Below are 23,902 nucleotides of genomic sequence, written 5' to 3'. Positions count from 1 at the left end.
CCTGGGCCGTGTTCGTGGCGATCGAGCAGCAACGTCACCTGGTACGACTGAGCCCGGCTGCTCGTCAGGCGACCCGCTCCAGGAACTCCAGCCGGTTCCCCACCGGGTCGTGGCTGAAGAAGCGCCGGTGTCCCGGCAGGTCGCCGTCCCAGTGCACCTCGGCGCCCCGCTCCGCCAGCCGGGCCGCGTACGCCTCGATGTCCGTGACGCGCAGCCCGGGGTGGGCCTTCCGGGCCGGGCGGAAGTCCTGCTCGATGCCCAGGTGGAGCTGGACCGGGCCCGCCTGGAACCAGCAGCCGCCGCGGGCCGCGAGGGCCGGGGGCTTGGGGATCTCCGTCATGCCGAGGGTGTCGGCGTAGTAGGCACGAAGGGCACCCTCGGAACCCTCCGGGGCGGCGAGCTGTACGTGGTCGAGGGCGGCGATCATCACTTCTCCTTGCGGGCCACGGCGAAGATGCGGCGGAACGGGAAGACGGTGCCGTGCGGGCCCCGGGGGTAGGCGGTGCGCAGCAGGTCGCGGTATTCGGCGAGGAACGCGTCGCGGGCCTCGGGGTCGTCGGCCAGGGCGGTCAGGACGGGGCGCAGGCCGGTGCCCTTGACCCAGTCGAGCACCGGGTCCTCGCCGGGCAGCAGGTGCAGGTAGGTGGTCTCCCAGACGTCCGCCGTGATGCCGGGGGCGGTCAGCGCGTCGAGGTAGGCGGTGGGGGCGAGCACGGCGTCGGCATGGCGCAGCTCGCCGGCCAGGCGGTCGCGCCAGCGCGGGGAGCCGGCGAGTTCCCGCATCAGGACGTGGCTGGGCTGGTCGAAGTTGCCGGGGACCTGGAAGGCGAACGTGCCGCCGGGGGTGATCGCGTCCAGCCAGTCCGGGAAGCGGTCGGCGTGGTCGGGGACCCACTGGAGCAGGGCGTTGGAGACGATCAGGTCGTGACGCTCGGCGGGGGTCCAGGTCGTGGCGTCGGCCTCGGCGAAGTCCAGGCGGGGGCCGGCGTGGGCGCGGGCCCGTTCGAGCATCTGCGGGGAGTTGTCGTAGCCGGTGATCCGGGCCTCGGGCCAGCGGTCGGCGAGCAGGGCGGTGACGTTGCCCGCTCCGCAGCCGAGGTCGGCGATACGGGGTGCGGGGGCGGCCGGGAGGTCGGCGATGCGGGCGAGGAGGTCGAGGAAGGGGCGGGTGCGGTGGTCGGCGTGGCGCAGGTACTGCTGCGGGTCCCAGGTGGGTGAGGTCATGGAGTCAGGATCACGGCAGAAATATCTTGATGTCAAGACACTTGAATTCAAGAGACTTCATGTCGACAGACCCTCTACACTGATCCACATGGAGGACGAGGTCGACCGACTGGTCGCTGCATGGCGCCGCGAGCGCCCCGACCTCGACGTGGAACCACTCGAGGTGCTCAGCCGCGTCTCCCGCCTGGCCCGCCATCTGGACCGGGCCCGCCGGATCGCCTTCGCCGAGCACAATCTGGAGCCCTGGGAGTTCGACGTACTGACGTCCCTGCGTCGCGCCGGCGCCCCTTACCAGCTCTCCCCCGGCCAGCTCCTCACCCAGACCCTGGTCACCTCCGGCACGATGACCAACCGCATCGACCGGCTGACCAAGAAGAACCTCGTCGAGCGCCTCCCCGACCCCAGCGACCGCCGTGGCGTGCTCGTCCGGCTCACCGCCGAGGGCCGCGACAAGGCCGACCAGTCACTGGCCGGACTGCTCGCCCAGGAGCGCGCCATTCTGAGCGAGCTCTCCACCCAGCAGCGGGGCGAACTGGCCGGACTGCTACGCCAGTTGACCGCCCCGTTCGACAACATTCCCGGCTAGGGCCTGTCCGGCCGGATCGGCCGGGCCGACGCCCGCGCGTCGGGCCAGGGCGACCGCGGCCAGGGTGGAGTGCACGCCCAGCTTCCCCAGCACGTTCTGCATATGGGTACGGACCGTGTGCGGGGAGAGGAAGAGCCGCTCGGCCACCGCCTTGCGGCCCAGGCCCGCGACCATGCAGCGCAGCACCTCGCGTTCGCGCGGGGTCAGGGACTCGACCAGCTGCTCGCTCTCGGTGCGGTGCTTGCGCGCCGAGGTCAGCTCCCGCAGCACGCCGGTGAGCAGCGCCGGGGGCAGATGTGTCTCGTCCCGCAGCACCCCGCGGATGACCGTGAGCAGCCGTTGCAGGGAGCAGTCCTTGGCGACCCAGCCGAAGGCACCGGCCTGCAGTGCCAGCGCGGCCCGGCGCGGGTCGTCCTTCTCGGCGAGCACCACCGTGCGCACGGACGGCCGGCCCGAACGGACCCCGGCCACCAGGGAGATGCCGTCCACCGGGGTGTTCTCCCCGTCGGCGGGGACCGGGACCGGTGCCCGGCGGTCTCCCGCCGTGCCCAGGATGCCCAGTTCCGCATCGACCAGCATCACGTCGTAGCCGCGCCCCTCGGCGGCGGCCCGCTCCAGGCACCGCAGCGCGGCCGGGCCGCTGCCCGCCGCCGCCACCTCTACGTCCGGCTCGGCCGCCAGTGCCGCTGCGAGCGACTCGGCGAAAATACGGTGGTCGTCCACCACGAGAACCCGGATACGAACCACAGGCACCCCCATGCCGCGTCTGTTCCCGGGCCACCCCCGGGCCCGCCGAAAGGGATCGATCAGCGCGGGTACGACGCCCGGATCGGGGAGATGGATCATGGTTCCACGGCCGCCGCCGTGTCCCGACCGCCACCCGCCCCGGGCGCCGCACCCGACTGTCTCGTACCCCTGAATCAGCACCGGCCCCCACCGGTGCTGTGCATCAGGGTAAGGCCGGCGGGCCGTGGCGGAAGGCGATTCGCAGAACTGACCGGCTCCGGGCGGTTCTAAGGTGTGGTCCATGTTTCGTCTTGAGACAGAAGTGGACAAAGGGCGGCGTACCTTGCTGGGCCGGCGGCTGCGTGACGACAACACGGCCGGCTCCCCGGAGCTGCGCGCGCTGCGCACCGGCCCCGCCGGGCGGGAACTCCCGCTGGAGGTATGGGCGCTGGACATCGAGGGCGCCGTCGCCGGTGGGCTGACCGGCCGCACCTGGGCGTACTGGCTCCATGTGGACCAGCTCTGGGTCGATGCCCGCCACCGCGGCCGGGGCCTGGGCTCGCTGCTGCTCGCGGAGGCGGAGCGGGTGGCCGGGGCGGACCGGGCCTGCACCCGCTCCCGGCTGGAGACCTGGGGTTTCCAGGCGCCGGACTTCTACCGGGAACGGGGCTACGAGGTGAGCGGGCGGGTCGAGAACTACCCGCCCGGGGTCACCGAGTTCACCCTGACGAAGGAGCTCGGCTGAGCCGGCGGGCACCCGCCGAGGGCACGGCCGGGAAGATCCGCGGCGTCGCGTGACCCGCCGCGGCGAACGCCTCCAGCACGGACTTGGAGACCGTGTCCGCCTGCTCCTCCGCCACCAGCACGATCGCCGAGCCGCCGAAGCCGCCGCCGGTCATCCGGGCACCGAGCGCCCCGGCCTCGCCGGCCGCCGACACCACCAGGTCCAGCTCCGGGCAGGAGACCCGCAGATCGTCGCGGAGTGAGGCGTGCCCCGCGTCGAGGACCGGGCCCACGGCCCGCACGTCACCCGCGTCGAGCAGCGCGATGACCTGCTCCACCCGCTGGTTGTCGCTGACCACATGGCGTACGTAGCGCACCACGGACTCGTCGACGTCGGCCATGGCCAGGGTGTCCAGGGCCGCGCCGAGGCCGTCGTACGGCACCTCGCGCAGCGTCCGTACGCCGAGCGCCGCCGCGCCCGCCTCGCAGCCGGCCCGCCGCTCCGCGTACGCGCCGTCGCCCAGCGCGTGCTTGACCTGGGTGTCGACCACGAGCAGCCGCAGTCCGCTCGCGGCCAGGTCGAAGGGGACCTGGCGCCGGGTGAGGTCGCGGGTGTCCAGGTGGAGGGCGTGGCCCTCGGTGCAGCAGGCGGAGGCCATCTGGTCCATGACCCCGCACGGCACGCCGACGAAGGCGTTCTCGGCGCGCTGGCCGAGAACCGCCAGCTCCGATGCGGAGAGCCCGAATCCGAAGAGGTCGTTCAGGGCGAGCGCGGTGACGACCTCCAGCGCGGCGGAGGAGGACAGGCCCGCGCCGGTGGGGACGGTGGAGGTGAGCTGGATGTCCGCCCCGGTGACCGGATGGCCGGCCTCGCGCAGCGCCCAGACGACCCCGGCCGGGTACGCCGCCCAGCCGTGCCCCTGGTTCGGGGCCAGTTCGTCGATCCGGAGCCGGACGACGCCGCCGGGTACGTCGGTCGAGTGGAGCCGCAGTTCGCCGTCGGTGCGGCGGGCGACGGCCGCGCGTGCGGTGTGCGGCAGGGCGAGCGGCATCACGAAGCCGTCGTTGAAGTCGGTGTACTCACCGATCAGGTTGACCCGTCCGGGGGCCGCCCAGATCCCTTCGGGCGCACGCCCGTACAACTCGGTGAAGGAGGTGGTCAGCTCGGTGAGGGAGGCGGTCGGCTCGGTGAGGGAGGCGGTCGGCTCACTGTTCTCGGTCATGGGGCGGTGGGCTCCTCTCGGCGGGCGAACGTCCAGGCGTCGGTGACGATTCCGGTCAGGTCGGCGCGGGACGGCGACCAGCCGAGCCGCTCCCTGGCGGTGGCGGCGGAGGCGACCAGCACGGCGGGGTCACCGGCGCGGCGGGGGGCCGCGGTCTCCGGGACGGGGTGGCCGGTGACCTCGCGGACGGTCTCGATGACCTCGCGCACCGAGAAGCCGTTGCCGTTGCCGAGGTTGCAGATCAGGTGCTCGCCCGCGGTGGCCGCGTCCAGGGCCAGCAGGTGGGCCTCGGCGAGGTCGGCGACATGGATGTAGTCGCGGACGCAGGTGCCGTCGGGGGTCGGGTAGTCCTCGCCGTACACGGAGATCGACTCGCGTCGGCCGAGAGCGACCTGGAGGACCAGCGGGATGAGGTGCGACTCGGGGCTGTGCCGCTCCCCGCAACTGCCGTACGCGCCCGCCACGTTGAAGTAGCGCAGCGAGACCGCGGCCAGTCCGTGCGCGGCCGCCTCACCGGTGATCATGTGGTCGACGGCGAGTTTGGTGGCGCCGTAGGGGTTGGTGGGCGCGGTCGCGTCGGACTCGGTGATGGGGGTGGTGACGGGTTCGCCGTAGGTGGCGGCGGTGGAGGAGAAGACCAGGGTGCGCACTCCGGCGTCCCGCATCGCGGCGAGCAGCGCGAGGGACCCGCCGACGTTGTTCACCCAGTACTTCTCCGGGTCCGTGACGGACTCGCCGACCTGGGAGTACGCGGCGAAGTGCAGCACCCCGTCGTAGGAGGGGTCCAGCCACTTCGCCGCGTCCTGGACGCGGCCCTCGATGAACTCGGCCCCGGCCGGGACGCCCTCCCGGAACCCGGTCGAGAGGTCGTCGAGAACGGTGACCGCGTGCCCGGCCTCCAGCAGGTGCTGGGCGACCACGCTGCCGACATATCCCGCGCCGCCCGTGACCAGGTACTTCTTCTGGGGCTTGCTCACTCGCTCGCTACCTCTCGCAGTCGCTGGGCCGCGGCCTCCGGCGGCACATCGTTGATGAACACGTTCATGCCGGATTCGGAACCCGCGAGGAACTTCAGCTTGCCGGAGGTACGTCGGATGGTGAAAAGCTCCAGATGGAGCCCGAAGTCCTCCCGTCCGGGGACACCGAACGGGGCCTGGTGCCAGGCCGAGATGTACGGGGTCGGCGGCTCGCCGGGGCCGAAGATCCGGTCGAATCGCCTCAAGAGTTCCAGATAGACCTGTGGGAACTCCGTGCGCGCGCCCTCGTCGAGTTCCCGCAGGTCGGGGACGCGGCGGCGCGGGTGGAGGTGGACCTCGTACGGCCAGTGCGCGGCGTAGGGCACGAAGGCGACCCAGTGCTCGCCGTCGATGACGATCCGGGAGCCGTCCGCCTCCTCGCGGGCCACCACGTCGTCGAAGAGATTGCCGCCGGTCTCGACGCGGTGGGCCGCCATCGAGCGGAACATCAGCTCGGTGCGCGGGGTGACGAAGGGGTACGCGTAGATCTGGCCGTGCGGGTGGCCGAGCGTGACACCGATCTCGGCGCCCCGGTTCTCGAAGCAGAACACCTGCTTGACCTGCGGGAGTTCGGCGAGTTCGGCGGTGCGGTCGGTCCATGCCTCCAGGACCAGGGCGGCCTGGTCCTCGGTGAGGTCGGCGAAGGACGCGTCGTGGTCGGAGGTGAAGCAGACGACCTCGCAGCGGCCGGAGTCACCGGCGAGCGAGGGGAAGCGGTTCTCGAAGACGGCGACGTCGTAGTCGGCCTCGGGGATCTCGCTCTGCCGGCCGTCCCGCGAGGGGCAGAGCGGGCACTCGTCGGCCGGCGGGTGGTAGATGCGGCCCTGGCGGTGCGAGGCGATGGCGACGCCGTCGCCGAGGAACGGGTCACGACGGATCTCGGACGAGGTCGATACGGCGTCGAGGGGGCGCCGGTCGACGGCGTCGCGCACGACATCGTCGCGGCCGTCGTAGTAGAGCAGCTCCCGGCCGTCGGCGAGCGTCGTAACCGTCTTCTTCACCAGGTTCCTCCAAACATAACCAAACACAATGAACCACAACTCAACAAAGGCGTCAATGAGTGGCCCACGCCGGATGGCACGGGCCAGCGGTCCGGTATTCGGGCGTGCGTGGATGGCTGTGCGTGGATGGGCGTGCGTGGATGGGCGTGCGTGGATGGCTGAAGAGCGTGGACGGGTCTGCGCGGATGGCTGTGCGTGGCGCGGAGAAGGCCGGGCGAGCGGGGCGGGGCGCGACTCAGCGGTTCGACCGGTCCGGCCGGTCCGACCGGCCGACCGGTGCCGCGCGGTCCAGCAGTCCCGTGCGGGCCGCGAGTGCCGCGGCCTCCAGACGGGAGCCGACGCCCAGCTTCATCAGCACCCGCTGCACATGCGTACGCGCGGTGCTCGGCGCGATCCGCATCCCGGCCGCGATCAGCCGGGTGTCCTCCCCCTCGGCGACCCGCACCAGGACCTCGACCTCGCGCGGGGTGAGCATCTGCAGCAGCCGCTGCCCCTCGTCGTCCGGCGCCGCGGCGGGATTGAGCAGTTCGGCGAAGGCGCCCTGGAGGAGTTGCGGCGCCACCGCCGCCTCGCCGGCCCGCGCCTTGACCATCGCCCGTTCGACGCCCTCCATGCGCTCATCGTGGCGTACGTATCCCGCGGCCCCCGCGGCGAACGCCGCCGCGATCCCGCGCGGGCTGGGCACCGGTCCGAGCACCACGACGGCCACCTGCGGGCGCTCGCGGCGGATCCGTACGATCGGGTCGAAGGCGCCGGGTTCGGCGGGTGCCGCGGTGCCGAACAGGCAGACCTCCGGGGCCCTGCTGACCACCAGTTCCGCCGCCCCCGAAGTCGGCGCGGCCGCCGCGAGGACGCGATGGCCCCGCAGCTTCAGCGCCGAGGCGAGCGCCTCGGCGAGCAGTCTGTGATCATCGACCACCATGAGCCGCACGCCCATCGAGCACACCCCCGTAGCACCGGCACACCGGTCCCCCCGGCCTTCCTGACCCGGCAAGCTACACGCTTGTTCGACGCCAGGGGCGTCTTACCGGCCAAAAGGCTCCAGAACGCCGAATCGGCGTGCGTTCAAGACCGGTTGATGGTGCGCCATGTCCGACTGGTCACCGTTGTCATCGGCCTGCCGACCATTACGGATCGCTTCCCGGGGGACCCCTGCGGGCGAAAAGGACCGGCCCGCATCTGCTCCCGAACGTGCGCGGGGGTGGTGCCCGACGAACGGACACCACCCCCGCGCGCATGCGCCCTGCTGCTAGTCCCTGCTGAAGCTGACCACCAGGCGGCGGCTCGCGTCCAGCGAGCCGCTCGGCTTGCTGACCATCGTGCTGGACAGATACAGGTGCCCGTCGTTGTAGCGGAACTCGGAGTAGTCCGGCGTGAAGCTGGTCTCCGCGTCACGGATGGACTCGTCGCTCGGGTTCTCCATCAGCACCGTCTGCTTGAACGTGGCGCCGTCGATGGAGACGACCTGGCCACCCTTGTCGTACGGGGGGACCCGGTACGCGATGATGTTGCCGCCGTCCATGCGGATCGGGAACATCGTGTAGCGGTCGCCCGCGTCGGCCCGGTCGCTGGTCGGCTTGCCGGTGGTGAGGTCGAAGGAGACGATCTCGTTGGTGTCGCCGTACTCGCCGGTGCCCTCGTGGTCCTCGGTCGGCACGTAGATCCGGTTGTTGCCCACGGCCAGCTGGCTGCAGCTCTCGACCTTGGTGGAGGCGCAGCGCGCGGCGTACTTCTCGCCGTCCGCCGCGATCCGGGTGAGCAGCTTGCCGGTGGAGGCGTCGATGGAGAAGAAGTCCGAAATGCCGCTGCCGTCACCGGCGGTGTCACCGACATCGGCCGCGACGACCAGCGGCTTGGTGGAGACGATGCTCGCGTAGTCGACACCGGGCGGCATCTTGTACGAGGAGATCGGGGCCCCGGTGGTGGGGTTCAGCGCCTGGATGACAAGCTGCGGGTCGTCGTACGAACCGCACTTGCGGACCACCGCGAGTGCTTCGCCGCCGCCGTATCCCCTGTCGGAGCAGCCGTCGGTGGTGGCCTTGGGCTTCCAGCGCTCGGCGCCGGTGTTCAGGTCGAAGGCGGCGCCGCCCTCGGATCCGCCTGCGGCGACCGTGGTACCGCTGAGCGTGACCTCTTCGAACCTGACCGCCGCGTCACCGCTGGTGGCGGCGGTCACCGACTTGCTCCACATCAGCTTGCCGGTGCTCAGGTCGATCGCGCCGACCTGGTTGCACGGCGGGTACTTGGTCGCCTTGGTCGGCTTGCTCTGCTCGAAGGCGATGGCGGTCTTGTAATCCTTGGACATGTGCCGCGAGGCGGCACAGACCTGGCCCGCGAGCGGGATGGACCAGAGCTTGGTGCCCTTGGCCAGGTCGTAGGCGACGATCTCGTTGAGACCGGTCTTCACGTACGCCTTGTCGGTCAGCCAGGAACCGTCGACCTTGGTGATGTCGGTGACCTTCGGCAGCGGCAGCTGGAAGGCGACCTTGGACTTGGGGTCCGCGGGTGCCTTCTCCTTGCCGGGGCCATCGGCGGCGGCGCCCTTGTTCTCGCCGCTCTTGCCCTCGGTGGAGCCGCTGGACTGGGACGCCTTGTCCTTCTTGTCGTCGTCACCGCTGCCGGAGGAGTACCAGATGCCGCCGACGACGATCAGCACCACGGCGACCGAGGCGGCGACGATGATCTGCATCTGGGTGGAAAGCTTCTTGCCGTTCCCGTTCGGCTGCGGCGGCTGCGGGGGCTGCTGCATCGGCGTGGTCGGGTAGCCGTACCCCTGCTGCGGCGGCTGGCCGGGCGGCATGCCCTGCGGGAATCCGTAACCCTGCTGCGGCTGGCCGGGCACGGGTGCCTGCGGGTAGCCGTAACCGGGCTGCGGGGGCTGGCCCTGCGGGTAGCCGTAGCCCGGCTGCTGGCCCTGCGGGTAGCCGTAACCGGGGCCCGGCTGGTGCGGGCCCCCGGCGGGCGGCTGGGCGGCGGCGGGCGGCGGGGTCGGGGCACCGAATCCGCCTGCGGGCGGGGGGGCCGGCTGCTTGCCGAACGGGTCGGCGGGCGGCGGGGTCGGGGCGCCGAATCCATCCGGCGGGGGATCCTGCGGGGCGCCGAATCCGCCCTGGGGCGGATCGTTGGGCGGCTGGGGCGGCTGCGTCATGGCGTACGTACCTCTGGGGAAAGGGAGTCGGTGGGACGGGACCGGCGGCGGTCGGTTGTACTCCGGCCGCCGCCGGTCGTGAGCCGTGGGGCTCCGACGGCCGGGAGCTGCCGCCGAAAGGCTTCGTGAGCCGTCAGTTGCCGAAGGCCATCATGGTCTTCGTCTCCAGCTCTTCCTTGTCGTTCCTGGCGCTGACCCGGCCACTCGCGATGAAGGAGCGGCCGCCCGCGTAGACGATCTTCGAGCTGTAGAAGTCGTTCTCGATCTCGGCCGTCGACGCGGGGTGCTTCAGCAGCATCTGCGGGGTGCCGCCGGTCGGTGCGAGGGTGGCGATGCCGCCGCCCTTCTCGTAGCCGGCCTCCACGTAGAGCAGCACGTTGCCGCCCTCCATGCGCAGCGGCTTCACCGTGCGCTCGGCCGGGGCCGCGGCCTTCCACTTGGGCTTGCCGGTGTTCAGGTCGAACGCCACGACCTTGTTCGTACGCGCGACACCGCTGGAGTCCGGCGAGGTCGACATGTAGAAGGTGTTGGCGTCGGCGGCGACTCCGGTGCAGCCGTCGAGGGACTTGCCGAAGATGGCGAAACTGCTGCCGCAGTCCGGTGCGAACCTGTCGCCCTTGTCGCTGACGATGCCGGAGCGGAAGGATCCATTCTGCTTCAGCGAGAGGATGCTCCACTGCTTGTCCTTCTTCAGCGAGACCACCAGCGGGTTCACCGAGTAGACCCGGTCGATCTCCCAGCCGCGCTTGGGCCGGTACGTCCACCGGGGCTTGCCCGTGACCGGGTCGAGCTCCTGGAGCTGTTGCTGCGGAGTTTCGGAGTTGCTGGTGCGGCAGCTGGAGGCGGCGATGAGCTTGGACCCGCCGGCGAAGGCGAACGGCTGGCAGATGCCCGACGGCTTGCCGAACAGTTCCTTGCCGTCGCTGACCCGGTAGGCGTTGGAGTTCCCGGTGCGCCCGACCGTCACGGTGTCGCCGCTGATGGCCAGCGAGATGTCCGAAAGGAAGTCCCAGGTGCCGTTCTGCTTGATCGCCTTCTTCCAGCCGGCCTTGCCGGTGTTCAGGTCGATCATCTGGAGATCCGCGCAGTCCGCCTTGTCGGTGGTGCCGTTCTTGACCCCGATGACGATCTTGCCGTCGGCCGCGGGCTGCGAGGGCGCCGCACACAGATCGGCGGGCAGCGTGAGGGTCCACTTCTGCTTGCCGTCGGCCACGGAGTAGCCGGAGACCGAGCGGTACATGCCCTTGACGATCGTGTCGCCAATCACCCAGGGGCCGTACACATCGGCGCCGTTGCGCGGCAGGTCGATGTCGTTCTTCTGCAGCCAGAGGACCTTCGCCTCGCCGGACTTGCGCCCGGCGTTGAGGTCGCCGTCGGCGCCGCGGCCCTCGCCGTCGCCGTTGCCGTTGCCCTCGTTGACGGAGGGCGAGGTGCTCGGCTTGGCGTCCCCGCTCTCCTTCGCGATCGGCTTCTTGTCGTCGTCGCCCCCGCTCGTGGCGACGAAGATGCCGCCACCGATCACCAGGAGCGCGGCGGCTGCGGCGCCGATGATGATCGCGGGCTTGCGCTTGGAGGAGCCGCCACCGCCCGGACCGACGGGGGCCGGTGCGCCGGGGTACTGCTGCTGCGGGTAGCCGTAACCGGGCTGCTGCCCGTACGGACCCGGCTGCTGCTGCCCGTACGGACCCGGCTGCTGCTGCCCGTACGGACCCGGCTGCTGGGCATAGGGGCCGGGCTGCTGGGCGTACGGGCCCGGCTGCTGGGCGTACGGGCCCGGCTGCTGGGCCGGCTGCTGCGGGTAGCCGTAGCCGGGGGCCTGGCCCGGAGGCTGAGCGGGTGCCTGCGGGTAGCCGTAGCCCGGCTGGGCGGGCGGCGGGGTCTGCGGCGGGCCCTGGGGCGGCTGAGGACTTCCCGGCGGCGGCTCCTGCGGCGCGCCGAAGCCTCCCTGCGGCGGTTCCTGGCTGGGCGGCTGGGTCATCAGCACGTCCCCCTTCGTGCGGTCCGGTGCCCGGTCCGTTCTCCCCCGCGATTCCGCGGAGCACCACGGGGGCGAAACCCCCCTGAACTTCCCGGAAAGGAGCGAATCAGGCATGGATCCCGCGGCGTTACGTCAGTCGAGCGGGGCTTCTTTGTACCACCCGCAAGTCCTCGGGCACCGGGTCGGTCCGCCCCCTGTTCCCAAGGGAGAACCGCCCCGTGATGCCTCCGTTACGCCTCATTGTCCGTCAGCTGCCGAAGGCCGCCATCGACTTCGCCCGTATCTCGTCCCCGTCCTCGATCCCGGTGATGCTCGTGCTCAGAAGGAGGGAGCGGCCGTTCAGGTAGGCGACCCGGGTTTCGAAGAGATCGCGTTCGGCCTCCGCCCCCGAGGCCGGGTGCCTCAGCAGCATCTGCGGTGTGCCGCCGGTCGGCGGGAGGGACGCGATGCCGCCGCCCTTGTTCTTCGCCGGCGACAGGTACATCAGCACCTTGCCGCCCTCCACCCGCATCGGCATCAGGATCTGCCCGGCGGGGGCCGCGGCCTTCCACTTGGTTTGACCGCTGGCCAGATCGAAGGCGACGACCTTGTTGGTGGGGGCGGGGTCGGACTCGTCGGGCTTGGTCGCCAGGTAGACCGTCCTGTCGTCGGCCGCCACCCCGAGGCAGTTGTCGAGGTTCTTGCCGACGGACACGACGTCGGTGTCGCACTGCGTCTTGTAGTTCTCGGTGCCGCCGACCAGTTGGGAGCGGTAGGTACCGTCCGCGTTGAGCATGATGATGGCCCAGTCCTGCCCCTTCTTCAGCGACACGACCAGCGGGCTGACCGAGTAGAACTGCGCGACCTCCCAGCCCTTCTTGACCTTGTACGTCCACTGGACCTTGCCGGTCGCGGGGTCGATCCGCTCCACCAGCTGTTCCTTGTGGTCGTCGGCCGCCGTCTGGCAGCTGGCCGCGGCGACCGCCACGGGGCCGCTCGCGAAGCCGAACGGCTGGCAGTTGCCCGGCAGTTTCCCGAAGAGCACCTTGCCGTCGCCGACCCGGAAGGCATCCGTCCTGGTCTTGCGCCCGACGGTCACGGTGTCGCCGTTGATCGCCATCGCGGGGTCGGAGAGCAGGTCCCAGGCGCCCTGCCGCTTGTACGTCCGGTGCCAGCCGGCCTTGCCGGTCGTGAGGTCGACCATCTGGAGCCCGTTGCAGAGCGCCTGGTCGCCGTGACCGGTCTCGATCCCTAGGACGATCTTGCCGTCGGCGGTGGCCTGCGAGGGGGCCGCGCACATGGCGGACGGCAGGCGCAGGCTCCACTTCTGGCTGCCGTCGGCGACCGAATAGCCGGAGACGGTGTGGAACATCGCCTTGACGACGGTGTCGCCGACGAACCAGGGGCCGTACACGTCCGAGCCGCTGCGCGGCAGGTCGACGCCGCCCTCCTGGAGCCAGAGGACCTTCGCCTCGCCCGGCTTGCGCTTGGCGTTGATCCCGTCGACCTCCGGGCGGAGATCGCGCGGCCCCTGGTCCTTCTTCTTGTCCGTGCCCTTGGACTTGCCGTCGCCGGTGGGCGAAGGGCCCGGCCCGGGGGCGGTGCTCTTCTTCGCCGTGGGCTGCGTCCCGTCGTCGCCGCTCGTGGCCAGCCAGACGCCACCGCCCGCCAGCAGCGCCACCGCGAGCACGGCACCGACGACCTTCCCGCGCCCGCCCCGGAAGAATCCGCCGCCACCGCTTCCCGCGGGACCGGGCTGCGGCTGCATGCCGTACGGGCCGGGCTGGGTCGGCGCATGGTACGGACCCGGCTGCGGTGGCGCGCCGTACGGGCCGGGCTGCGTGGGTGCAGCGTACGGACCGGGCTGCGGTGGCGCGCCGTACGGGCCGGGCGGCTGCGTGCCGTACGGGCCCGGCTGCGCGGGGGTGCCGTACGGACCCGCGGCCTGACCGGGTGGCTGGGTCCCGTACGGACCCGACGGGGGATCGTACGGAGCCCCGAAGCCTCCCTGCGGCGGTTGCTGGCCGGGCGGCTGGGTCATCAGCACGTCCCCCTTCGTGCGGTCCGGTGCCCGGTCCGTTCTCCCCCGCGATCCCACGGAGTCGGAAAGGGGCGGGCAAACCCCCTGGGCTCCATGGGAAGGAGCGGATCGGGCATGGATCCCGCGGTGTCACGACTGTCGAGCGGGGCTTCTTTGTACCACCCGCAAGACCTCGGGCACGGGGTCGGTCCGCACCCTGTCCCCAACGGAGAACAGCCCCGTGATGCCCCCGTTACACCCGACCGGACCTGACCACCGGTCAGCCGGCCAATCAGTCGGTCAGCCGCCGAAAGAGATCATGGTCTTCATCGCGATCTCCTCCTCGTCGGTGACTCCGCTGACGAAGGCATGCATGAGCAGGGAGCGCCCGTTCACGTAGGCGACCCGGGGAGTGGAGAAGCCACGCTCCACCTCGGCCGCCGACGCCGGATGCCGCAGGACCGGCTGGAGGGTGCCGCCCGTCGGGGCGAGCGACATGATGCCGCCCCCCTTGCCCTTGGTCGCGCCCATGTAGATCAGCACCTTGCCGCCCTCCATCCGCATCGGCATCAGGGTCTGCCCGGCAGGTGCCGCGACCTTCCACTTGGACTTGCCGGTGCCCAGATCGAAGGCGACGACCGCGTTGGTCATGTCGGAGCCGACGTACTCGGGCTTCGTCGCCATGTAGAAGGTGTTCGCGTCCGCCGCGACCCCCAGGCAGTTGTCGACGTTCTTGCCCCGGGTGAGCAGGTCACTGCCGCACCGCGTCTCGTAGTCGTCGGTGCCGCCTGCCAGCTGGGACCGGTACGTGCCGTCGGAGTTGAGCACCGCGATGGCCCAGTTCTTCTCCCCTTTCCTCAGGGAGACGACCAGTGGACTGAGCGAGTAGAACTGGTCGACCTGCCAGCCCTTCTTGACCTTGTACGTCCACCGGACCTTCCCGCTGACCGGGTCGATCCGCTCCACCAGCTGTTCCTTGTGGTCGTCGGCCTCGGTCTGGCAGCTGGCCGCGGCGATCCCCAGCGGGCCGCTCGCGAAGCCGAACGGCTGGCAGTTGCCCGGCAGTTTGCCCCACAGTGCCTTGCCGTCACTGACCCGGAAGGCGTCCGTCCGGCTGGTCCGTCCCACGGTCAGAACGTCTCCGTTGATCGCCATCGCCACGTCGGAGAGCCCGTCCCAGAGACCCGGCCGCTCGTACGACGTGCGCCAGCCCGCCTTCCCCGAGGCGAGGTCGATCATCTGAAGGCTTTCGCAGGGCGCGTCGCTCGCGGTGCCGCGCCCGATCCCGATCACGATCTTGCCGTCGGCGGTCGGCTGCGTGGGGGCGGCGCAGACGTCGGACGGCAGACGCAGACTCCACTTCCGCGTACCGTCCACGGCCGAATAGCCGGACACCGTCCGGTACATGGCCTTGACCACGATGTCCCCGACGATCCAGGGACCGTATGCGTCGGAGCCGTTGCGGGGCAGGTCGACACCGTTCTTCTGGATCCAGAGGACCTTCGCCTCGCCGGACTTGCGCCCGGCGTTGAGCTTCTCGGCGGTGTCGCGGTCCACGACCGCCTTGCCCTTGCCCTTGCCCTCGCCCTTGCCCTCATCGGCGGGGGGCGAGGAGCTCGGCCGCCCGGCGACGGGCTTCTTCTCGCGGTCGCCGTCGCCCTTGCTCGTGGCGAACCAGACGCCGCCGCCCACGATCAGGCAGCCGGCAAGCACGGCGGCGACCACAACCGCGGGCTTCCCCTTGAAACGCCCGCCACGACCGGGCCCGCCGGGAGGCTGCGGGTGTGGCTGCGGCTGCGGTTGTGGCTGCGGATAGCCGTATCCGGGCCCGCCGTAACCCCCCGGCGCCTGCTGCCCGTACGACTGCGGGGGCTGCCCGTACTGGCCGGGTTGCGGCTCGTACGGAGCCCCGAAGCCCCCCTGCGGCGGTTGCTGGCCGGGCGGCTGGGTCACCAGCACGTCCCCCTTCGTGCGGACCGTTCCGGCTTCTGCGCCGGGCAAGGTTCCTTTCTATCACCCGCCCCACGAGCCCCAACGGTCACACCTGACGCACCGTAGCGATCAGGCGTCCTCGGCCAGTTCCAGCCAGCGCATCTCCAACTCGTCCCGCTCGGCGACCAGTTCACGCAGCTCCGCGTCGAGCTCGGCCACCTTCTCGAAGTCCGTGGCGTGCTCCGCGATCTGTGCGTGCAGCGTGGTCTCCCGGGTCGACATCTTGTCGAGCTGCCGCTCGACCTTCTGGAGCTCCTTCTTCGCCGCACGGGCCGCCTGCGGGGAGACCGCCGCGGTCGGCGCGGCCTTCTCCTTGGCCGCCGCGGGTGCGGCGGAGGGCGTGGCCGCCTCCTCCATCCGCTGCCTGCGCTCCAGGTACTCGTCGATCCCGCGCGGCAGCATCCGCAGCGTGCGGTCGCCGAGCAGCGCCATCACCCGGTCCGTGGTCCGCTCGATGAAGAACCGGTCGTGGGAGATCACGATCATCGATCCGGGCCAGCCGTCGAGGAGGTCCTCCAGCTGGGTCAGGGTCTCGATGTCGAGGTCGTTGGTGGGCTCGTCGAGGAAGAGGACGTTCGGCTCGTCCATCAGCAGGCGCAGGATCTGGAGCCGGCGCCGCTCACCGCCCGAGAGGTCGCCGACCGGGGTCCACTGCTTCTCCTTCGAGAAGCCGAACTGCTCGCAGAGCTGGCCCGCGGTCATCTCGCGGCCCTTGCCGAGGTCGACCCGGTCCCGTACCTGCTGCACCGCTTCGAGCACCCGCAGGTTCGGGTTCAGCTCGTGGACCTCCTGGGAGAGGTAGGCCAGCCTGACGGTCTTGCCGACGACGACCTTCCCGGCGGCGGGCTGTGCGTCGCCCTGGGTGCGGGCCGCCTCGGCGAGCGCCCGCAGCAGCGAAGTCTTGCCCGCGCCGTTGACCCCGACCAGGCCGATCCGGTCACCGGGGCCGAGCTGCCAGGTGAGGTGGGTGAGCAGCGTCTTGGGGCCCGCCTGGACGGTCACGTCCTCCAGGTCGAAGACGGTCTTGCCGAGCCGGGCGTTGGCGAACTTCATCAGCTCGCTGGTGTCGCGCGGCGGCGGCACGTCGGCGATCAGTTCGTTGGCCGCCTCGATGCGGTAGCGCGGCTTGGAGGTGCGGGCGGGGGCGCCGCGGCGCAGCCAGGCCAGCTCCTTGCGCATCAGGTTCTGCCGCTTGGACTCCTCGGTCGCGGCGATCCGCTCCCGCTCGGCCCGTGCGAAGACGTAGTCGCTGTAGCCGCCCTCGTACTCGTGGACCGTGCCGCGCTGGACGTCCCACATGCGCGTGCAGACCTGGTCGAGGAACCAGCGGTCGTGGGTGACGCAGACGAGTGCGGAGCGGCGGGCGCGCAGATGTCCGGCCAGCCAGGAGATGCCCTCGACGTCGAGGTGGTTGGTGGGCTCGTCGAGGACGATCAGGTCCTGCTCGGCGATGAGCAGCTTGGCCAGCGCGATCCGGCGCCGCTCGCCGCCGGAGAGCGGGGCGATGACGGTGTCCAGGCCGTGCTCGAAGCCCGGCAGGGCGAGCCCGCCGAAGAGCCCGGTGAGAACGTCGCGGATCTTGGCGCTGCCCGCCCACTCGTGGTCGGCGAGGTCGCCGATCACCTCGTGGCGGATGGTCGCCTGCGGATCGAGCGAGTCGTGCTGGGTGAGGACGCCGAGCCGCAGCCCGCCGTTGTGGGTGACGCGTCCGCTGTCCGCCTCCTCCAGCCGGGCGAGCATCCGGATGAGCGTCGTCTTGCCGTCGCCGTTGCGGCCCACGACACCGATCCGGTCTCCCTCGGACACCCCGAGGGACACACCGTCGAGCAGGGCACGGGTGCCGTACACCTTGCTGACCTGCTCGACATTGACCAGATTGACGGCCATTTCACTCCTGCCCGGGGGGATCGATCGGCTTCCCAGGGTACGGGGCGGCGGCGGTGCGATGCCCGCTCGCCCTTGCCGCCCCTCCGTGGTGGCAGGCGCGGTCAGACGACGGCCGCGCCCGGTGCCGGGGACACCGCGGCCCGCGCGTTCCGGCAGGTGCCCGAGGTGAGCAGGGCCTCGGCCACCTTCTGCGCCGACTCCGCGTCCGCCACCAGGAACGCGGTGGTCGGCCCGGAGCCCGAGACCAGGGCGGCCAGGGCACCGGCCGCGGTGCCCGCGGCGAGGGTGTCGGCGAGCGAGGGGCGCAGGGAGAGCGCGGCGGGCTGGAGGTCGTTGGAGAGCGCCTCGGCGAGCGCGGCGGGGTCGCCGGCGCGCAGGGCGTCGAGGAGCGCCGGGGAGGCTTCCGGTACGGGGACGTCGGTGCCCGCCGTCAGCCGGTCGAACTCGCCGTAGACGGCCGGGGTGGAGAGCCCGCCGTCGGCGACCGCGAAGACCCAGTGGAAGGTGGAGCCGACGTCGACCGGGGTCAGCCGCTCGCCGCGTCCGGTGCCGAGGGCGGCGCCGCCGACCAGGCTGAACGGGACGTCGCTGCCCAGTTCCGCGCAGATGGCGAGCAGCTCGTCCCGGGTGGCGCCGGTGGACCAGAGGGCGTCGCAGGCCAGCAGCGCGGCCGCGCCGTCGGCGCTGCCGCCCGCCATGCCGCCCGCGACGGGGATGTCCTTGGCGATGTGGATGTGCACATCGGGCGCGATGCCGTGCCGCTCGGCCAGCGCGATGGCGGCGCGGGCGGCGAGGTTCGTCGCGTCCAGCGGGACCTGGGCGGCGTCCGGGCCGGAGCAGGTGATGCGCAGCTCGTCGGCGGGGGTGACGGTGACCTCGTCGTACAGGCCGACGGCGAGGAAGACATTGGCCAGGTCGTGGAAGCCGTCGGGGCGCGGGGCGCCGACCGCGAGCTGGACGTTGACCTTGGCGGGTACCCGGACGGTGACGCTCACTCGCCACTCCCGGTGGGCTTGTTCTCGGCGATGGCGGCGAACTCCTCGACCGTCAGCGCCTCGCCGCGGGCCTGCGGCGAGATCCCGGCGGCGACCAGGGCCGCCTCGGCGGCGGGGGCGGAGCCCGCCCAGCCGGCCAGGGCCGCCCGCAGCGTCTTGCGGCGCTGGGCGAAGGCCGCGTCGACGACCGCGAAGACCTCGGCCCTGCTCGCGCTCGTCGCGATCGGCTCCGTGCGCCGGACCAGGGACACCAGACCGGAGTCGACGTTCGGGGCGGGCCAGAAGACGTTGCGGCCGATGGAGCCGGCCCGCTTGACGTCCGCGTACCAGTTGGCCTTCACGGACGGCACGCCGTAGACCTTGTTGCCCGGCCGCGCGGCCAGCCGGTCGGCGACCTCGGCCTGGACCATGACGAGGGTGCGCTCGATGGACGGGAAGCGCTCCAGCATGGTCAGCAGGACCGGCACGGCGACGTTGTACGGCAGGTTCGCGACCAGCGCGGTGGGCGCCGGGCCGGGCAGCTCCCGGACCAGCATCGCGTCGGAGTGCACCAGGGCGAACCGGTCGGCGCGCCCCGGCAGCCGGGCGGCGACGGTGGACGGCAGCGCGCCCGCCAGCACGTCGTCGATCTCGACGGCGACGACCCGGTCCGCCGCCTCCAGCAGCGCCAGGGTCAACGAGCCGAGCCCCGGACCGACTTCGACGACGACGTCGTCCGGGCGGACTTCCGCCGTCCGCACGATCCGGCGGACCGTATTGGCGTCGATGACGAAGTTCTGACCGCGCTGCTTGGTCGGGCGTACGCCCAGCGCGGCGGCCAGCTCGCGGATGTCTGCGGGGCCCAGGAGGGCATCGGGCTCAGTGGTGCTCACCTGTAAAGCGTAAGGCGCCTCGCGGTTCGCGCCCGCCGCCCTGCCGCTCAGTAGTCGAAGGCCCGTGCCGTGTTGTCCGCGATTGCCGCCGCCATGGTGTCCTCGTCGACCCCCTTCACCTCGGCCATCGCACGGAGCGTGACCGGGATGAGATACGGCGCGTTGGGCCGGCCGCGGTACGGGGCGGGCGTCAGGAACGGCGCGTCCGTCTCGACCAGGACCAGCTCCGTCGGGGCGACGGCCAGGGCGTCCCGCAGCGGCTGGGCGTTCTTGAAGGTGACATTGCCCGCGAAGGACATGAAGTACCCGGCGTCCGCGCAGATCCGGGCCATGTCGGCGTCGCCGGAGTAGCAGTGGAACACGGTCCGTTCGGGGGCGCCCGCGTCGGCGAGGACGCGCAGCACGTCCGCGTGCGCCTCGCGATCGTGGATGACCAGCGCCTTGCCGTGCCGTTTGGCGATCTCGATGTGGGCCCGGAAGGACTCCTCCTGGGCGGCCATGCCCTCGGGGCCCGTACGGAAGTAGTCCAGTCCGGTCTCGCCGACGCCCCGTACGTGGTCGAGCGCGGCCAGCGCGTCGATCTCCGCGAGCGCCTCGTGCAGCGCCACCTGTCCGCCCGCTTCGCGCGCCCCCTGGCGCGAGGTGCCGTCGGGGTCGCCGTGCACGATGCGCGGTGCCTCGTTGGGGTGCAGGGCGACCGCCGCGTGCACGTTCGCGTGTGCGGCGGCCGTCTCGGCGGCCCAGCGCGAGCCGGCCACGTCGCACCCCACCTGGATCACGGTGGTCACATTGACCGCCGCGGCCCTGGCCAGGCCTTCCTCGACGGTCGCGTCCTGCATGTCCAGGTGGGTGTGCGAATCGGCGACCGGTACCCGGAGGGGTTCGGGCAGCGGCGGGGCTTCGGTACGGCTCATGACGACGATCGTACGAGGACGCGCCGGTGGGCCCCGCTCGCGGTGGAGCCGGTGGGCCTACTTCCGGTGGAAGGGGTGCAGCAGATCGGACAGGTGCCAGTGGTGTCCGGTGCCCGCGGGTGCGGCGGCCACGGCCTCGTCGCCCTGGTTCGCCGGCCGTGCCGGCCGGGGGTTGTTGTGGAGCAGCTGCTGGACGGTCGAGACCCGGCCGGACCGCATGATCCGGACCACGTGTGCGCCGCAGTTCGCGCAGCTGGGCCGGGACAAGGGGGAGGGAACCCGCTCCCCGTCCGCCTTGTATATGACGAAGGCCTTGTTGGAACCGTCGACGTGGTGCTCTATCTCGTAGGCCTGCTCCCAGCCGTGTCCGCACCTCATGCAAGCGAAGGCGTATGCCTCGTGCGCGGTGGTTGCTGCGATGTCGCTCATGCCCGCTCCTTTGTCCGCCGGACAGGCACTCCGGGCAAGCGCCCCGGAGATTGCGTCCCTGGACCAGTGGACGCCTTTACTGGCAGGAACGCATCGGGTCCTGTCGACTGTTGGAGCGCTTTTGGCGTTCTCGTGACAGAAAGGCTCGTTGCGCGGCTCTCGCTTTGCTTTTTACGATGGTCATTTGCCCTTCGCGGGTACGGTTCGCGCCGCATTCTTTGCCGCGACGACCGCGTCGAACACTTCGCGCTTGGGCAGCCCCGCGTCGGCGGCGACGGCGGCGATGGCCTCCTTGCGTCGCTCCCCCGCCTCCTCGCGCACCCGCACCCGGCGTACCAGCTCCTCGGCGTCCAGTTCCTCGGGCCCGGATTCGGCCGCGCCCTCGACGACGACGGTGATCTCGCCGCGTACTCCTTCGGCCGCCCAGACCGCCAGCTCGCCCAGCGGGCCGCGCTTCACTTCCTCGTACGTCTTGGTCAGCTCCCGGCACACGGCGGCCCTGCGGTCGGCGCCGAAGACCTCGGCCATCGCGGCGAGGGTGTCGTCGAGCCGGTGCGGGGCCTCGAAGAAGACCATGGTCCGGCGCTCGTCGGCGACCTCGCGCAGCCGGCCGAGCCGTTCGCCCGCCTTGCGGGGCAGGAAGCCCTCGAAGCAGAAGCGGTCGACGGGCAGCGCGGACAGGGCGAGCGCCGTCAGCACGGCGGACGGGCCGGGGACCGCGGTGACCTTGATGTCCTTCTCCACGGCGGCGGCCACGAGCCGGTAGCCGGGGTCGGAGACGGACGGCATGCCGGCGTCCGTGACCAGCAGGACGCGGGCGCCGCCGGTCAGCGCCTCGACGAGTTCGGGCGTACGGGCCGACTCGTTGCCCTCGAAGTAGGAGACGACCCGCCCCGTGGTGTGGATGCCGAGCGCCTGAGTGAGGCGGCGCAGCCGCCGGGTGTCCTCGGCGGCGACGACGTCCGCCGTCTCCAGTTCGGCGGCGAGGCGTGGCGGGGCGTCCGCCACATCGCCGATGGGGGTTCCTGCGAGTACCAGCGTTCCAGTCGTTCCAGTCACAGGAGCCATCCTCCCAGCACGGGCGACGGCGCTGGTGCCGTGACCGGCGACGCTTGCCGGAAGGAGCGTCGTCCGGTGCGTGTGATCGCAAGGCGGCCGAGGGCCCTGGTAGCGGCGCCACCAGGGCTTTCGGCCAACGACGCGAGCGTGCGTGCGGGGCGGCGCGACGGGGCGGGACCTGCCGGGAAGGGCACCCGCACAGAAGCGTTCCCTACGATGGCGCGGTGACGAGTACTGCGCCCGAAGCCCGACCGGGCCAAGACGCCGGGGAACCGCACGGCGAAGAACCGGCCTCCTGGCAGCAGCGGCTGCGCCGCTTCGGCCATTCGCCCCGGCCCGGGATCGGGCTGCGCGAGCGGCTTGTCCCGCCGTTCACCAGGCCCGGCGCCCAGCTGTGGGCGGTGCTCGGGATCCCCCCGCCGATGGCCGAGCGCCTGGTGCGGTGGTCGGCCTGGGGCGGGCCGCTGCTGGTGGCGCTGGTCGCCGGGGTGCTGCGGTTCTGGAAGCTGGGCAGCCCGCACGCGCTGATATTCGACGAGACGTACTACGCCAAGGACTCCTGGGCCCTGATCAACCAGGGGTACGAGGGCGACTGGCCCAAGGACATCGACAAGCTGATCCTCGAAGACCCGTCGAAGGTGCACGTCCCGGTGGACCCGGGCTATGTGGTGCACCCGCCGGTCGGCAAGTGGATCATCGGGCTCGGTGAGCACTTCTTCGGGTTCACGCCGTTCGGCTGGCGGTTCATGGTGGCGGTGCTCGGCACGCTGTCGGTGCTGATGCTGTGCCGGATCGGGCGGCGGCTGTTCCGCTCGACGTTCCTGGGCTGTCTGGCGGGCACCCTGCTCGCCGTCGACGGTCTGCATTTCGTGATGAGCCGCACCGCGCTGCTCGACCTGGTGCTGATGTTCTTCGTGCTGGCGGCGTTCGGCGCGCTGCTGATCGACCGCGACTGGGCGCGGCGCAGACTCGCCGCGGCGCTGCCGGTCGACGCGGAGGGGGTGCTGCGCCCCGACGCGGGGGTCGCGGAGCACCTGCGGCTCGGCTGGCGTCCCTGGCGGATCACCGCGGGCCTGATGCTGGGGCTGGCCTTCGCCACCAAGTGGAACGGCCTGTACATCATGGTCGGCTTCGGCCTGATGACGGTGCTGTGGGATGTGGGCGCGCGCCGGACCGCGGGTGCGGTCCGTCCGTACCTGGCGGTGCTGAAGCGGGATCTGCTGCCCGCGTTCGTCTCGACGGTCCCGGTCGCGATCCTCACGTATCTCGTCTCCTGGACCGGCTGGATCGTCACCGGCAAGGGCTACTACCGGAACTGGGCGCAGACCGACGGCCGGGGCGGCAACTGGACATGGCTGCCGGACTGGCTGCGCAGCCTGTGGCACTACGAGTACCAGGTCTACGAATTCCATGTGAACCTGACGTCCGGCCACACCTACCAGTCCAATCCCTGGAGCTGGATCGTGCTCGGCCGGCCCGTCTCGTACTTCTGGAAGGAGCAGCCGGGCTGCAAGGCGTCGGAGACCGGCAAGTGCGCGCGCGAGGTACTGGCGATCGGGACGCCGCTGCTGTGGTGGGCGGCGTGCTTCGCCCTGGTGTACGTGCTGTGGCGGTGGTTCTTCCGGCGCGACTGGCGGGCGGGTGCGATCGTCTGCGGTGTGGCGGCGGGCTGGCTGCCCTGGTTCCTCTACCAGGAGCGGACGATCTTCCTCTTCTACGCGGTCGTGTTCGTGCCGTTCCTGTGTCTCGCGGTGACGATGATGATCGGCGCGATGCTGGGCCCGGCGGCCGGGACCGGGCCGAAACAGGAGCTGGGCCTGATGACCGGCGATCCCTCGGGCGAGCGCCGGCGGACGCTGGGCGCGATTGCAGCGGGCGTCCTGGTCCTGCTGATCATCTGGAACTTCATCTATTTCTGGCCGATCTACACGGGCACGCCGATCCCGGACGGGTCGTGGCGGGACCGGATGTGGCTGGACACCTGGATCTAGGGTCTTTCGTCTGGATCATGCCGGGCAGAACCGTCGAGGGGGACCAGACGTTTACCACGGGCCCCCTACAGTTTTCGGCCGTCCCCGGTGTTCCTGGGTTTTCTCCCATGCACCCCCCCTGGAACCAAGGGCCCTCCTC

Annotated in this window: 20 protein-coding genes; 3 read left to right on the top strand and 17 right to left on the bottom strand. The window is 71.4% G+C overall.

The window, feature by feature from the left end; all coding sequences use genetic code 11:
- Positions 1-64: 64 nt before the first annotated feature.
- The gene (locus tag ACFV8T_RS20000; RefSeq protein ID WP_385329071.1) at positions 65-427 is read right to left on the bottom strand and encodes a VOC family protein; all 363 of its coding nucleotides are present in this window, start codon (positions 425-427) and stop codon (positions 65-67) included.
- Complete coding sequence (locus ACFV8T_RS19995) at positions 427-1,224, bottom strand: trans-aconitate 2-methyltransferase (protein WP_385329070.1); 798 nt, start codon at positions 1,222-1,224, stop codon at positions 427-429. The genes ACFV8T_RS20000 and ACFV8T_RS19995 overlap by 1 nt, the downstream gene beginning before the upstream one ends.
- Positions 1,225-1,312: 88 nt before the next feature.
- Between ACFV8T_RS19995 and ACFV8T_RS19990 the strand changes: the two genes are divergently transcribed.
- Positions 1,313-1,810: a MarR family winged helix-turn-helix transcriptional regulator gene (locus ACFV8T_RS19990; RefSeq protein WP_385329068.1), complete on the top strand. Its 498-nt coding sequence runs from the start codon at positions 1,313-1,315 to the stop codon at positions 1,808-1,810.
- Here ACFV8T_RS19990 and ACFV8T_RS19985 read toward each other — a convergent pair.
- Positions 1,769-2,569 carry a LuxR C-terminal-related transcriptional regulator gene (locus ACFV8T_RS19985; RefSeq protein ID WP_385329066.1) on the bottom strand — a complete coding sequence of 267 codons (801 nt, stop codon included), beginning with the start codon at positions 2,567-2,569 and terminating at the stop codon, positions 1,769-1,771. The two genes, ACFV8T_RS19990 and ACFV8T_RS19985, sit on opposite strands and share 42 nt — an antisense overlap.
- A gap of 268 nt (positions 2,570-2,837) precedes the next feature.
- Here ACFV8T_RS19985 and ACFV8T_RS19980 point away from each other — a divergent pair, with 268 nt between their 5' ends.
- Positions 2,838-3,281: a GNAT family N-acetyltransferase gene (locus ACFV8T_RS19980; RefSeq protein ID WP_385329065.1), complete on the top strand. Its 444-nt coding sequence runs from the start codon at positions 2,838-2,840 to the stop codon at positions 3,279-3,281.
- Here the strand turns inward: ACFV8T_RS19980 and galK are convergent.
- From galK to rsmI, 14 genes are all read right to left on the bottom strand, one after another.
- Entirely contained in the window at positions 3,256-4,482 is a 1,227-nt protein-coding gene (gene galK, locus ACFV8T_RS19975) for a galactokinase (RefSeq protein WP_385329063.1), read from the bottom strand. The genes ACFV8T_RS19980 and galK overlap by 26 nt on opposite strands.
- The gene (gene galE / locus ACFV8T_RS19970; protein ID WP_385329061.1) at positions 4,479-5,459 is read right to left on the bottom strand and encodes a UDP-glucose 4-epimerase GalE; all 981 of its coding nucleotides are present in this window, start codon (positions 5,457-5,459) and stop codon (positions 4,479-4,481) included. The genes galK and galE overlap by 4 nt, the downstream gene beginning before the upstream one ends.
- Entirely contained in the window at positions 5,456-6,499 is a 1,044-nt protein-coding gene (gene galT / locus ACFV8T_RS19965) for a galactose-1-phosphate uridylyltransferase (protein ID WP_385329060.1), read from the bottom strand. The genes galE and galT overlap by 4 nt, the downstream gene beginning before the upstream one ends.
- Positions 6,500-6,734: 235 nt before the next feature.
- Positions 6,735-7,436, bottom strand: a complete 702-nt coding sequence (locus tag ACFV8T_RS19960) for a LuxR C-terminal-related transcriptional regulator (protein WP_385329058.1) — start codon at positions 7,434-7,436, stop codon at positions 6,735-6,737.
- 312 nt (positions 7,437-7,748) lie between these two features.
- Entirely contained in the window at positions 7,749-9,647 is a 1,899-nt protein-coding gene (locus tag ACFV8T_RS19955) for a PQQ-binding-like beta-propeller repeat protein (RefSeq protein ID WP_385329056.1), read from the bottom strand.
- A 133-nt stretch (positions 9,648-9,780) separates the two neighbouring features.
- A complete protein-coding gene (locus ACFV8T_RS19950) occupies positions 9,781-11,625 on the bottom strand; it encodes a PQQ-binding-like beta-propeller repeat protein (protein ID WP_385329055.1) in 1,845 nt (614 codons plus the stop codon).
- A gap of 247 nt (positions 11,626-11,872) precedes the next feature.
- Complete coding sequence (locus tag ACFV8T_RS19945; RefSeq protein ID WP_385329053.1) at positions 11,873-13,645, bottom strand: PQQ-binding-like beta-propeller repeat protein; 1,773 nt, start codon at positions 13,643-13,645, stop codon at positions 11,873-11,875.
- 279 nt (positions 13,646-13,924) lie between these two features.
- The gene (locus ACFV8T_RS19940) at positions 13,925-15,625 is read right to left on the bottom strand and encodes a PQQ-binding-like beta-propeller repeat protein (protein ID WP_385329051.1); all 1,701 of its coding nucleotides are present in this window, start codon (positions 15,623-15,625) and stop codon (positions 13,925-13,927) included.
- Positions 15,626-15,685: 60 nt separating this feature from the next.
- Positions 15,686-17,503, bottom strand: coding sequence for an ABC-F family ATP-binding cassette domain-containing protein (locus tag ACFV8T_RS19935; RefSeq protein ID WP_385329049.1), 1,818 nt, complete (start codon positions 17,501-17,503; stop codon positions 15,686-15,688).
- Positions 17,504-17,604: 101 nt separating this feature from the next.
- Positions 17,605-18,498, bottom strand: a complete 894-nt coding sequence (locus ACFV8T_RS19930) for a 4-(cytidine 5'-diphospho)-2-C-methyl-D-erythritol kinase (RefSeq protein WP_385329048.1) — start codon at positions 18,496-18,498, stop codon at positions 17,605-17,607.
- Positions 18,495-19,370 (bottom strand): 16S rRNA (adenine(1518)-N(6)/adenine(1519)-N(6))-dimethyltransferase RsmA, encoded by an 876-nt coding sequence (rsmA, locus tag ACFV8T_RS19925; RefSeq protein ID WP_385329046.1) that lies wholly within the window; start codon positions 19,368-19,370, stop codon positions 18,495-18,497. The genes ACFV8T_RS19930 and rsmA overlap by 4 nt, the downstream gene beginning before the upstream one ends.
- Before the next feature lie 47 nt (positions 19,371-19,417).
- Entirely contained in the window at positions 19,418-20,284 is an 867-nt protein-coding gene (locus ACFV8T_RS19920) for a TatD family hydrolase (RefSeq protein WP_385329045.1), read from the bottom strand.
- A gap of 57 nt (positions 20,285-20,341) precedes the next feature.
- On the bottom strand, positions 20,342-20,713 hold the full coding sequence (locus tag ACFV8T_RS19915; protein ID WP_385329044.1) for a hypothetical protein: 372 nt from the start codon (positions 20,711-20,713) through the stop codon (positions 20,342-20,344).
- A gap of 180 nt (positions 20,714-20,893) precedes the next feature.
- The gene (gene rsmI / locus ACFV8T_RS19910; RefSeq protein WP_385329042.1) at positions 20,894-21,781 is read right to left on the bottom strand and encodes a 16S rRNA (cytidine(1402)-2'-O)-methyltransferase; all 888 of its coding nucleotides are present in this window, start codon (positions 21,779-21,781) and stop codon (positions 20,894-20,896) included.
- Positions 21,782-21,996: 215 nt separating this feature from the next.
- Between rsmI and ACFV8T_RS19905 the strand changes: the two genes are divergently transcribed.
- On the top strand, positions 21,997-23,763 hold the full coding sequence (locus ACFV8T_RS19905; RefSeq protein WP_385329040.1) for a dolichyl-phosphate-mannose--protein mannosyltransferase: 1,767 nt from the start codon (positions 21,997-21,999) through the stop codon (positions 23,761-23,763).
- Positions 23,764-23,902 lie beyond the last annotated feature (139 nt).

This window comes from Streptomyces sp. NPDC059832 (assembly GCF_042731715.1).
Taxonomy (GTDB): domain Bacteria; phylum Actinomycetota; class Actinomycetes; order Streptomycetales; family Streptomycetaceae; genus Streptomyces.
This window is presented reverse-complemented; position numbering and strand designations above follow the sequence as displayed.

Coding starts and splice junctions, on each gene's coding strand:
- ACFV8T_RS19955 (WP_385329056.1), bottom strand. CDS start 9,647: ATGACGCAGCCGCCCCAGCCGCCCAACGATCCGCCCCAGGGCGGATTC.
- rsmI (WP_385329042.1), bottom strand. CDS start 21,781: ATGGCTCCTGTGACTGGAACGACTGGAACGCTGGTACTCGCAGGAACC.
- ACFV8T_RS19995 (WP_385329070.1), bottom strand. CDS start 1,224: ATGACCTCACCCACCTGGGACCCGCAGCAGTACCTGCGCCACGCCGAC.
- ACFV8T_RS19935 (WP_385329049.1), bottom strand. CDS start 17,503: ATGGCCGTCAATCTGGTCAATGTCGAGCAGGTCAGCAAGGTGTACGGC.
- ACFV8T_RS19915 (WP_385329044.1), bottom strand. CDS start 20,713: ATGAGCGACATCGCAGCAACCACCGCGCACGAGGCATACGCCTTCGCT.
- ACFV8T_RS19945 (WP_385329053.1), bottom strand. CDS start 13,645: ATGACCCAGCCGCCCGGCCAGCAACCGCCGCAGGGAGGCTTCGGGGCT.
- ACFV8T_RS20000 (WP_385329071.1), bottom strand. CDS start 427: ATGATCGCCGCCCTCGACCACGTACAGCTCGCCGCCCCGGAGGGTTCC.
- ACFV8T_RS19960 (WP_385329058.1), bottom strand. CDS start 7,436: ATGGGCGTGCGGCTCATGGTGGTCGATGATCACAGACTGCTCGCCGAG.
- ACFV8T_RS19980 (WP_385329065.1), top strand. CDS start 2,838: ATGTTTCGTCTTGAGACAGAAGTGGACAAAGGGCGGCGTACCTTGCTG.
- ACFV8T_RS19990 (WP_385329068.1), top strand. CDS start 1,313: ATGGAGGACGAGGTCGACCGACTGGTCGCTGCATGGCGCCGCGAGCGC.
- ACFV8T_RS19985 (WP_385329066.1), bottom strand. CDS start 2,569: ATGGGGGTGCCTGTGGTTCGTATCCGGGTTCTCGTGGTGGACGACCAC.
- galK (WP_385329063.1), bottom strand. CDS start 4,482: ATGACCGAGAACAGTGAGCCGACCGCCTCCCTCACCGAGCCGACCGCC.
- ACFV8T_RS19920 (WP_385329045.1), bottom strand. CDS start 20,284: ATGAGCCGTACCGAAGCCCCGCCGCTGCCCGAACCCCTCCGGGTACCG.
- ACFV8T_RS19950 (WP_385329055.1), bottom strand. CDS start 11,625: ATGACCCAGCCGCCCAGCCAGGAACCGCCGCAGGGAGGCTTCGGCGCG.